Origin of the sequence: Aeromicrobium sp. (assembly GCF_032084975.1) — a bacterium.
Classification (GTDB): Bacteria; Actinomycetota; Actinomycetes; order Propionibacteriales; family Nocardioidaceae; genus Aeromicrobium.
The window spans coordinates 437-10,114 of record NZ_DAMDLR010000085.1; the positions used below are offsets into that span (position 1 = coordinate 437).

The window sequence follows — 9,678 nt, forward strand, 5'->3', positions numbered from 1 at the left end:
GTCCCCGGCGAGCCCGGGCCGCACGGCGCCGACGACGTCGAGATCTGGTTCGCCGCCAACAGCGGGGCCGAGCCACGGCCCCTTGCGCGCGCCGCGAGTGGTGGCGAGCTCTCGCGGCTCATGCTGGCGATCGAGGTCGTGCTGTCCGGTCGAGACCCGGTCCCGACGCTCGTGTTCGACGAGGTCGATGCGGGCATCGGCGGCCGCACGGCGGTCGAGGTGGGGCGCCGGCTGGCGCGGCTGGCCGAGCACGCCCAGGTCATCGCCGTGACGCACCTGCCCCAGGTCGCGGCCTTCGCCGACTCGCACTTCATCGTCAGCAAGGCCGACGACGGCACGGTCACCAGCAGCAGCGTCGTCCGGCTCGACCAGGACGCCCGCGTCGACGAGCTGGCGCGGATGCTGGCGGGCCTGGACGAGTCCGCCGCCGCCCAGCAGCACGCTCGCGAGCTGCTCGAGCTCGCCCGGACCCGCTGAGGGTGACGCGTTTTACGCTCCCTGCCCGGCGTGTCTGAGGCAATGCCCGTGTCCGGCAGGCTTCCATGGAAGGCATCATGCCCATCTTGAAGCGCAGGAACAGCCCCGTGCCGGAAGGCCCGGGCGTCATCGGGCCCGCACGGCTGGTCCGTCGCCCCGAGGAGCTCTCCTCCGTCCGCTCGGGCGACGTGGTCGTGCTCGACATGGTCGACCTGTCGGCCGAGGCGGCCCAGTCGCTCGCCGAGCGCCGGGTAGCGGCGGTCGTCAACGTCGCGACCTCGTCCTCGGGCCGCTACCCGAACCTGGGACCCCAGCTGCTCGTCGACGCCGGGATCGTCCTGGTCGACCGCGTCGGCGAGGCCGTGTGGCAGTCACTGCGCAGCGGTGACGTCGTCCGTGTGCACGAGGGCGCGGTGTTCCTCGGCGACATCACGATCGCGACCGGCGTCGAGATGACCTCGGCGCGCGTCCGCGACCAGCTCGACGAGGCCTCGTCCGGGCTCACGAACCAGCTCGACTCGATCGTCGCCAACGCGGCGAACACCCTGCGTCGTGACCGGGCGATGCTGCTCGAGGGCGCCGGCATCCCCGCCGTGGCGACCGCGATCAAGGGACGCCCGACGGTCGTCGTGAGCGACGGGCCCGAGGCGGCCGCCGACCTCAAGGCGATCCGGTCCTTCATCCGCGACCACGACCCCGTGCTGATCGGGGTGGGAGCCGGCGCCGACCTGCTGCTGGACCTGGGCCTGCGACCGAACCTGCTGGTCGGCGGCGGCGACGACCTGTCCGGCCGCGCGATCGAGCGCTCGGGCGAGGTCGTGATCGTGTCGGCCGCGGGCCGTCTCGACCGCCCGGAGCAGTTCGAGGCGCACGGCCTGCAGCCCGTCGTCTTCACCGCCGCGGGCACGGCCGAGAACCTGGCGGTGCTGCTCGCGGACCACAACGACGCCGCGGTGATCGTGCTGGTCGGCGCCCCGTCGCGCCTCGTCGACGTCGTGGACGCCGACACGGCCGACGCCGCCGGTACGTTCATCGCCCGGCTGCGCGCGGGCTCGCGCGTCGTCGACGCCCAGGCCGTGTCCTGGTTCGCGCGCCAGCGCCTCAGCTGGTTCACGCCCCTGCTGCTGCTGCTCGCCGGTGTCGTCGCGGTCGTCGCCGCCGTGGCCACCACCCCGCTGGGTCACGAGTGGATCTCACCCGTGACCGACAGCGTCACCTCCTGGATCGAAGGACTCGTCTCGTGATCAACCTGCGCTACCACGTCATCTCCCTGGCCGCCGTCCTGCTGGCGCTCGCGGCGGGTATCGCGCTCGGTGCGGGCCTGCTCGATGAGAGCGACGCCACGGCGGCCGGCTCGGACGGCGACACGGCCGAGATCAGCTCCTCGCTCGCCGGCTTCGACGCCGGGTACGCGACCCTCACCGCGCCGGGTCTGCTGCGCGACCAGCTCAAGAACCGCACCGTCCTGCTGCTCACGACGCCGGGTGCGCGCGACAGCGAGATCGACTCGCTCATCGAGAACCTCACGACCGCCGGCGCGCGCGTCACCGGTGAGGTGGCGATGACCGGCAAGCTGCTGTCGCCGTCGAACCGCCAGTTCGCCGAGGGCGTCGCGACGCAGTCCGACCCGGACGCGGCCGCGGCGGGCAGCGACTACGCGAGTGTCGGCACCGCGATCGCGCGCGGCTACCTGACGAAGGGCGACGGATCGCTCGACGACACCGCCCGCACGATCCGCTCGGCCTTCACCGAAGGCGGACTGCTCGCGCCCGAGCAGGACCCCGAGGTCTCGGCGCAGCTGGCGCTCGTGGTCTCCGGTCCGTCCGGTGCCTCGGCCGGGGGAGAGGGCACCGTCATCTCGAGCATGGTCGAGGCCCTCGACGCCGGCAGCCAGGGCGTCGCTGTGGTCGGGCCCGTGTCATCCGGCGAGGACGGGGTCGTCAACGCCGTCCGCGGCAGCGACGCCGCGGCCGCCGTCTCGACCGTCGACGTCACCGACACCGGAACGGGCCGCGTCGCCGCCATCTTGGGCCTCGTCCGCGAGGCCTCGGGCACGTCCGGGTCGTGGGGCACCTCCCGCGCCGCCGACGGCCCCGTGCCCAACTGAACGACGGCTCGCGAGATCGCCTCCGACTGAGACCGGCACCATGCCCGTACCGGTCTCGAGGGGCCGGTCCCGATGGTAGGCTGGAGTTCCGTGGAACCCAGAGTCGTATCGGTCGCAGATCGATCCTCAGCCCACGGGTGCGGCCGCAGGCATCGCCCGGTTCCGCATCCGAGCCGGACCCACGGGAGTCAATTTGCCAGCCAACGCGGTCACCAAGCACGTTTTCGTCACGGGCGGCGTCGCCTCGTCGCTCGGTAAGGGCCTGACCGCCTCGAGCCTGGGTCGCCTGCTGAAGTCGCGCGGACTGCGCGTCACGATGCAGAAGCTCGACCCGTACCTCAACGTCGACCCCGGGACGATGAACCCGTTCCAGCACGGAGAGGTCTTCGTGACGAACGACGGCGCCGAGACCGACCTGGACATCGGCCACTACGAGCGCTTCCTCGACGAGGACCTCGTCGGCCGCGCGAACGTGACGACCGGTCAGGTGTACTCCGAGGTCATCGCGCGCGAGCGCCGCGGCGACTACCTCGGCGACACCGTCCAGGTGATCCCGCACATCACGAACGAGATCAAGGACCGGATGCTGTCGATGGGCGGCGCCGACATCGACGTCGTGATCCACGAGATCGGCGGCACGGTCGGCGACATCGAGAGCCAGCCGTTCCTCGAGTCGGCCCGCCAGGTCCGCCAGGAGGTGGGCCGCGCCAACGTCTTCTTCCTGCACGTCTCGCTGATCCCGTACATCGGCCCCTCGGGCGAGCTCAAGACCAAGCCCACGCAGCACTCGGTCGCCGCGCTGCGCTCGATCGGCATCCAGCCCGACGCGATCGTGTGCCGCAGCGACCGTCCCGTCCCGACCGGCGTGAAGCGCAAGATCTCGTTGATGTGCGACGTCGACGAGGAAGCCGTCGTGACCGCGATCGACGCGCCGTCGATCTACGACATCCCCAAGGTGCTGCACAGCGAGGGCCTCGACGCCTACGTCGTGCGCCGACTCGACCTGCCCTTCCGTGACGTCGACTGGACCGAGTGGGACGCACTGCTGCGCCGCGTGCACGAGCCGGCCGAGGACGTGACGATCGCGCTGGTCGGCAAGTACATCGACCTGCCCGACGCCTACCTCTCGGTCGGCGAGGCGCTGCGCGCCGGCGGGTTCGCGAACGACGTCAAGGTCCACCTGCGCTGGGTGCAGTCCGACGACTGCGCGACCGAGGCCGGTGCCGCCGAGCACCTGTCCGACGTCGACGCCGTCTGCGTCCCCGGCGGGTTCGGCATCCGCGGCATCGAGGGCAAGCTGGGTGCGCTCACCTACACCCGCACGCACGGCATCCCCACGCTCGGGCTGTGCCTGGGCCTGCAGTGCATGGTCATCGAGTACGCCCGGACACAGCTGGGCATCGAGGACGCCAGCTCGTCGGAGTTCGACCCCTCCAGCACGCACCCGGTCATCGCGACGATGGCCGAACAGCAGGCGTTCGTCGAGGGGGCGGGTGACCTCGGCGGCACGATGCGCCTGGGCCTGTACGAGGCCAGCCTCAAGCCCGGCAGCATCGTCAACGAGCTGTACGGCGCGGACTCGGTCCAGGAGCGCCACCGCCACCGGTACGAGGTCAACAACGCGTACCGCGACCAGCTCGAGGAGGCCGGCATGGTCTTCTCGGGCACGTCCCCGGACTCGACCCTGGTGGAGTTCGTCGAGCTCTCGCGCGAGGAGCACCCGTTCTACGTGGCGACGCAGGCGCACCCCGAGCTGCGCTCGCGCCCGACGCGTCCGCACCCGTTGTTCGCGGGCCTGATCGAGGCCGCGCTCAAGCGCAAGCTCGAGATGCGGCTGCCGGTCGAGACGGCATGAGCGAGCGCCAGCGAGTGAGCATCGGGACTCTCGTGCCGGTGCTCGCACACGCTGTCCTCTCCTCGCGGGTGCCGGCATGACGGCGCATCCGCGGCTGCCCGGTCGCCTCGCGACGTCGCTCGAGACGCACGCGGCGGCCTGGCCCGTCGCGAAGTCCGAGGTCGGGTACGCCAGCGACTACCTGACGCTGACGGTCGACACGATCGTCGGTCCCGACCAGCAGCAGCACGGCCGCGTCGTCGTCCGGCCCCGTCCTGCGGTCGGCGTCGTGGCCGTGGACGAGGACCGGCGCATCCTGCTGGTCGAGCAGTACCGGCACGCGATGGGCCGCCGGATGCTCGAGATCCCCGCGGGGCTCATGGACGTCGACGGCGAGCACCCCCAGCAGACCGCGGCCCGCGAGCTGGCCGAGGAGACCGATCTCGTGGCGGGAACCTGGCACGAGCTGGTGCGGCTGGCGCCGACGGTGGGGTACTCGACCGAGACGATCACGCTGTTCCACGCCACGGACCTGAGCGCGGTCCCCGAGGCCGAGCGCATCGAGCGCGAGGCCGAGGAGGCCGACATGGCGCAGTGGTGGGTCGACGTGGACACCGCGGCGGAGGCCTGCCTGGACGGCCGGATCATCGACGCCAAGACCGTGGTCGCCGTCCTGGCGGTGGCACGGACGTGAGCGGGGCGGCGGTCGAGCGCGTCGTGGCCGAGTACCTGTCCCACCTCGGGGTGGAGCGGGGCCTGGCCGAGAACACGCTCGCGTCCTACCGCCGCGACCTGCGTCGCTACGTCGAGTTCCTGCTCGGCCGCGACATCACCGATCCCGACGCCATCACCGAGGCGGACGTCGTCGCGTTCGCCGTGGCCCTGCGCACCGGCGACGAGGACCACGCGCCCCTCGGCACCTCGAGCGTCGCCCGCACGGTGGTGGCGGTCCGCGGGTTCCACAAGTTCTGCCTGCGCGAGCAGATCGTCGCGAACGACGTCACGGCCGCGGTGAGGCCGCCGCGGCCGGCCTCGCGGCTGCCCAAGGCGCTGCCGCTGGAGGACGTCGAGGCGCTGCTGGACTCGGCGGGAGAGCCGGGCACCGCGCTCGCGATGCGCGACCGGGCTCTGCTCGAGGTGCTCTACGGAACCGGTGCCCGGATCTCGGAGGCCGTCGGACTGGACGTCGACGACGTCGACCTCGAGAACGCCTCGGTGCTGCTGACCGGCAAGGGCTCGAAGCAGCGGATCGTCCCGCTGGGCTCGTTCGCCCGCGACGCGATCGAGGCGTACCTGACGAAGGCCCGGCCGGCGCTCACCTCGGTGGCGGGCAGCGGCCCCGCGATGTTCCTCAACGCACGGGGTGGACGGCTGTCGCGCCAGAGCGCCTGGACGGTGCTGACGAAGGCCGCGCGGCGGGCCGGGATCGCCGCCGACGTGTCGCCGCACACGCTGCGGCACTCGTTCGCGACGCACCTGCTCGACGGGGGAGCGGACGTCCGCGTGGTGCAGGAACTGCTGGGTCACGCGTCCGTCACGACCACGCAGATCTACACCCTCGTGACGATCGACAAGTTGCGCGAGACGTATGCGGCGTCCCATCCCCGTGCCCTGAGGTGAGCGGTACAGTGGCCGCTATGCCCAGCACGGATCTCGGACCCACCGGTCGACCGCGACCCGACCTGCGAGAGCCCGGACCGCGCACCACGCAGGGCCCGGCCGTCGTCATCTCGATGTGCAACCAGAAGGGCGGCGTCGGCAAGACGACGACCACGATCAACCTCGGTGCCGCGCTGGCCGAGCAGGGTCGTCGCGTGCTGCTGGTCGACTTCGATCCGCAGGGCTCCATGACGGTCGGCCTGGGCTACAACGCCCACGAGATCGAGCAGAGCATCTACCACGTGCTGATGGACCGTGAGCTGTCGATGAAGGAGGTCATCCTCGGCACGACGATCGACAACATGGACCTCGTCCCGGCCAACATCGACCTCTCGGCCGCCGAGATGCGCCTGGTCACCGAGGTCGGCCGCGAGCAGGTGCTCGCCCGTGCCCTGCGCGACGTGCGCCAGGAGTACGACGTCATCCTGATCGACTGCCAGCCGTCGCTGGGCCTGCTGACGGTCAACGCGCTCACCGCGTCCACCGGCGTCATCATCCCGCTCGAGTGCGAGTACTTCGCGCTGCGCGGCGTCGCGCTGCTGAACGAGACGATCGAGAAGGTCCGCGACCGCACGAACTTCGACCTCAAGGTCATCGGCCTGCTCGGCACGATGTTCGACAGCCGCACCCTGCACGGCCGCGAGGTGCTGCAGACGCTCGTCGACGGCTGGGGCGACGCCGTGTTCCACACCGTCATCCGCCGCACGGTGAAGTTCTCGGACTCCACCGTCGCCGGCGAGCCGATCACCGAGTACGCGCCCACGTCGCCGGGCGCCGAGGCGTACCGCCAGCTGGCCAGGGAAGTGCTGCACCGGTGTCCCGACGCGTGAACCTGCCCGGTGCGGACGAGCTCTTCCGAGCGACCGCACCCAGTGGCCCCCGCAACGACGACGCTCCCGCCGTCCCGCCCGCCGGCAGCGGCCGGGTCAAGCACGACGAGAAGATGACGGTCTACCTGACCAGCGACGAGCTGCTCGCGATCGAGCAGGCGCGCCTCTCGCTGCGCTCGCTGTCTGGCCGCAAGGTCGACCGCGGCCGCCTCGTGCGCGCGGCGATCGCCGGTGCGCTGGCCGACCTCGAGACCCGGGGCGCCGAGAGCGAGCTCGCGCGTCGTCTCGCCGAGGACTGAGGCCACGGTGTCCGTCGCCGAACCGGCGCCCGCCGAGGCTCCCGACGCCGGGTTCTCGGTCACGCTCGGCAACTTCGAGGGACCGTTCGACCTGCTGCTGCAGCTGATCTCCAAGCACCAGCTGGACATCACCGAGGTGGCCCTGTCGGTCGTCACGTCCGACTTCATCGCCTACACGCGCGAGCTGGAGGACGACCTCGAGCAGACGACGCACTTCCTGCTCGTCGCGGCCACGCTGCTCGACCTCAAGACCGCGCGGCTGCTGCCGCAGGCCGAGGTCGAGGACGAGGAGGACCTCGCGCTGCTCGAGGCGCGCGACCTGCTGTTCGCGCGACTGATGCAGTACCGCGCGTTCAAGTCGGTCGCGGCGATCCTCGCCGACCGGTTCGAGAACGCCCTGCTGCGCCACCCGCGGGCGGTCACGCTGGAGCCCCGCTTCGCGACGCTGCTGCCCGAGGTCGAGATCCGCGCCACGGCGCAGGACCTGGCCGAGCTCGCCGCCGCGGCCCTGGCGCCCAAGCAGGTGCCGCTCGTCTCGCTGACGCACCTGCACGCCCCTGCCGTCAGCGTGCGCGAGCAGGCCCACCTCGTCGTCGACCGCCTGCGCCGGGAGGGGGCGCTCACGTTCCGCGCGATCGTGGCCGATGCGCCCGACGGCCAGACGAAGGTCGCTCGCTTCCTGTCGCTGCTCGAGCTGTTCCGCGAAGGCATGCTGTCGTTCGAGCAGGCCGTGCCGCTCGGCGAGCTGACCGTGCGCTGGACGGGCACCGACGAGGGTGACATCGACGTGGGCGACGAGTTCGACGAGCCCACGCTGACCGACGAGATCGAGACGACCGGAAGTGACGATGAGCGAGACTGACGACCTTCGCGAGGCCGAGGACGGGACGGGCACGTCCCAGCAACCGCAGGTCGAGCTGCGGCCGGCCCTCGAGGCGATCCTGATGATCGCCGACGAGCCGCTCGAGCACCTCGTGCTGGCGCAGGCCGTGGGACATCCGCCGACCGACGTCGAGCGCACCCTGCGCGAGCTGGCCGACGAGTACACCGAGCAGGGCCGCGGGTTCGAGCTGCGTGAGGTGGCCGGCGGCTGGCGCTTCTACAGCCGTGAGTCGTTCGCCGACGTCGTGGCCGCGTTCGTGCTGGAGGGCCAGCAGGCCAAGCTGAGCCAGGCGGCGCTCGAGACCCTGGCCGTCGTCGCGTACCGCCAGCCCGTCAGCCGCTCGCGGATCTCCGCGATCCGTGGCGTCAACGTCGACGGTGTCGTGCGCACGCTGGTCACGCGGGGACTGATCGTCGAGCTGGGCAACGACGCCGAGACCGGGGCGGTCCTCTACGGCACGACGAGCTACTTCCTCGAGCGGATGGGCCTGAGCGGGCTCGACGAGCTGCCCGAGCTGGCCCCGATGCTGCCCGACCTCGAGGACCTCGACAGCGAGCTGGAGCGGGTCGCCCAGCAGACCGCCGAGAAGGAGGCGGTCCCGACCGAGGCGCCCGTCACAGAGGACGTCGACGTACCCTCGGACGATGCCCGTGAGTGAGCCGATCCGCCTGCAGAAGGTGCTGGCCGCGGCCGGTGTCGCCAGCCGCCGCCGCTGCGAGGAGCTGATGGCGACCGGCCGCGTCGAGGTCAACGGCGAGGTCGTGACCCAGATGGGCGCCCGCGTCGATCCCCTGAACGACGTGATCCGTGTCGACGGGGCGCGCATCCCGCCGCCGTCCGACCACGCGTACGTCATCTTGAACAAGCCGCGCGGCGTCGTCAGCTCGATGGCCGACGAGCAGGGCCGCCCGGACCTGTCCGGCCTGCTGGCCGACCGCGACGATCGGCTGTTCCACGTGGGACGGCTCGACACGGACACGTCGGGGCTGCTGATCCTGACGAACGACGGCGACCTCGCGCACCAGCTGGCGCACCCGTCGTTCGAGGTCACCAAGACGTACGTCGCCCTCGTCGACGGGAACGTCGCCCCCGCGATCGGACGCCGGCTGCTCGGGGGAGTGGAGCTCGAGGACGGCGTCACCGCCGTCGACCGGTTCGTCGTGCGCGACCGCAGCCGGGGCCGCAGCCTGGTCGAGCTCGACCTGCACAGCGGCAAGAACCGGATCGTCCGCCGCCTGCTCGACGCGGTCGGGCACCCGGTCGTCGAGCTGACCCGCACGGCCTTCGGTCCGCTGCGCCTGGGCGACCTGCGGATGGGGGCCATGCGCGACCTCTCGCGTGACGAGCTGGGCGCGCTCTTCGATAGCGTGGAGGCATGACTGTCGCGTCCGACGCCGTGGTGCCGGGCCCGGTCCTCCTCATCGGCTGCGGTCTGATCGGCACGTCCGTCGCCCTCGCGCTGCGCGACCGCGGCGTCGACGTCCACCTGCGCGACGCGCGTCCCACGAACGTCGAGCTGGCCGCTTCGCTCGGCGCCGGCACGGCCGACCCGGTCGAGTCCCCGGCGCTGGTCGTCGTCGCCGTGCCGC

At 71.8% G+C, this 9,678-nt stretch carries 10 protein-coding genes and 2 pseudogenes; all 12 read left to right on the forward strand.

The window, feature by feature from the left end:
• Positions 1-477 (forward strand): annotated as a pseudogene (locus RT323_RS14405) (DNA repair protein RecN); the annotation flags it as partial.
• A 77-nt stretch (positions 478-554) separates the two neighbouring features.
• On the forward strand, positions 555-1,721 hold the full coding sequence (steA, locus tag RT323_RS14410) for a putative cytokinetic ring protein SteA (protein ID WP_313409691.1): 1,167 nt from the start codon (positions 555-557) through the stop codon (positions 1,719-1,721).
• Positions 1,718-2,584 carry a copper transporter gene (locus RT323_RS14415; RefSeq protein ID WP_313409693.1) on the forward strand — a complete coding sequence of 289 codons (867 nt, stop codon included), beginning with the start codon at positions 1,718-1,720 and terminating at the stop codon, positions 2,582-2,584. The genes steA and RT323_RS14415 overlap by 4 nt, the downstream gene beginning before the upstream one ends.
• A 193-nt stretch (positions 2,585-2,777) precedes the next feature.
• Positions 2,778-4,439, forward strand: coding sequence for a CTP synthase (locus RT323_RS14420; protein ID WP_313409694.1), 1,662 nt, complete (start codon positions 2,778-2,780; stop codon positions 4,437-4,439).
• 76 nt (positions 4,440-4,515) lie between these two features.
• On the forward strand, positions 4,516-5,112 hold the full coding sequence (locus tag RT323_RS14425; RefSeq protein ID WP_313409696.1) for an NUDIX hydrolase: 597 nt from the start codon (positions 4,516-4,518) through the stop codon (positions 5,110-5,112).
• Entirely contained in the window at positions 5,109-6,038 is a 930-nt protein-coding gene (xerD, locus tag RT323_RS14430; RefSeq protein WP_313409698.1) for a site-specific tyrosine recombinase XerD, read from the forward strand. Before RT323_RS14425 ends, xerD begins: the two co-directional genes overlap by 4 nt.
• A gap of 17 nt (positions 6,039-6,055) precedes the next feature.
• Entirely contained in the window at positions 6,056-6,907 is an 852-nt protein-coding gene (locus tag RT323_RS14435; RefSeq protein WP_313409700.1) for a ParA family protein, read from the forward strand.
• Complete coding sequence (locus RT323_RS14440) at positions 6,892-7,206, forward strand: hypothetical protein (protein WP_313409702.1); 315 nt, start codon at positions 6,892-6,894, stop codon at positions 7,204-7,206. The genes RT323_RS14435 and RT323_RS14440 overlap by 16 nt, the downstream gene beginning before the upstream one ends.
• Positions 7,207-7,213: 7 nt before the next feature.
• Positions 7,214-8,068: a ScpA family protein gene (locus RT323_RS14445; RefSeq protein ID WP_313409704.1), complete on the forward strand. Its 855-nt coding sequence runs from the start codon at positions 7,214-7,216 to the stop codon at positions 8,066-8,068.
• Complete coding sequence (gene scpB / locus RT323_RS14450; RefSeq protein WP_313409706.1) at positions 8,055-8,747, forward strand: SMC-Scp complex subunit ScpB; 693 nt, start codon at positions 8,055-8,057, stop codon at positions 8,745-8,747. The genes RT323_RS14445 and scpB overlap by 14 nt, the downstream gene beginning before the upstream one ends.
• Positions 8,734-9,468, forward strand: coding sequence for a pseudouridine synthase (locus tag RT323_RS14455; protein WP_313409707.1), 735 nt, complete (start codon positions 8,734-8,736; stop codon positions 9,466-9,468). The genes scpB and RT323_RS14455 overlap by 14 nt, the downstream gene beginning before the upstream one ends.
• Positions 9,465-9,678: pseudogene (locus RT323_RS14460) on the forward strand (prephenate dehydrogenase); the annotation flags it as partial. The gene RT323_RS14455 and the pseudogene RT323_RS14460, both read left to right, overlap by 4 nt.

Excerpts from the sequence above, each read along its gene's own strand:
- steA (WP_313409691.1), top strand. The coding sequence starts at position 555 with ATGCCCATCTTGAAGCGCAGGAACAGCCCCGTGCCGGAAGGCCCGGGC.
- RT323_RS14425 (WP_313409696.1), top strand. The coding sequence starts at position 4,516 with ATGACGGCGCATCCGCGGCTGCCCGGTCGCCTCGCGACGTCGCTCGAG.
- RT323_RS14435 (WP_313409700.1), top strand. The coding sequence starts at position 6,056 with ATGCCCAGCACGGATCTCGGACCCACCGGTCGACCGCGACCCGACCTG.
- RT323_RS14455 (WP_313409707.1), top strand. The coding sequence starts at position 8,734 with ATGCCCGTGAGTGAGCCGATCCGCCTGCAGAAGGTGCTGGCCGCGGCC.
- scpB (WP_313409706.1), top strand. The coding sequence starts at position 8,055 with ATGAGCGAGACTGACGACCTTCGCGAGGCCGAGGACGGGACGGGCACG.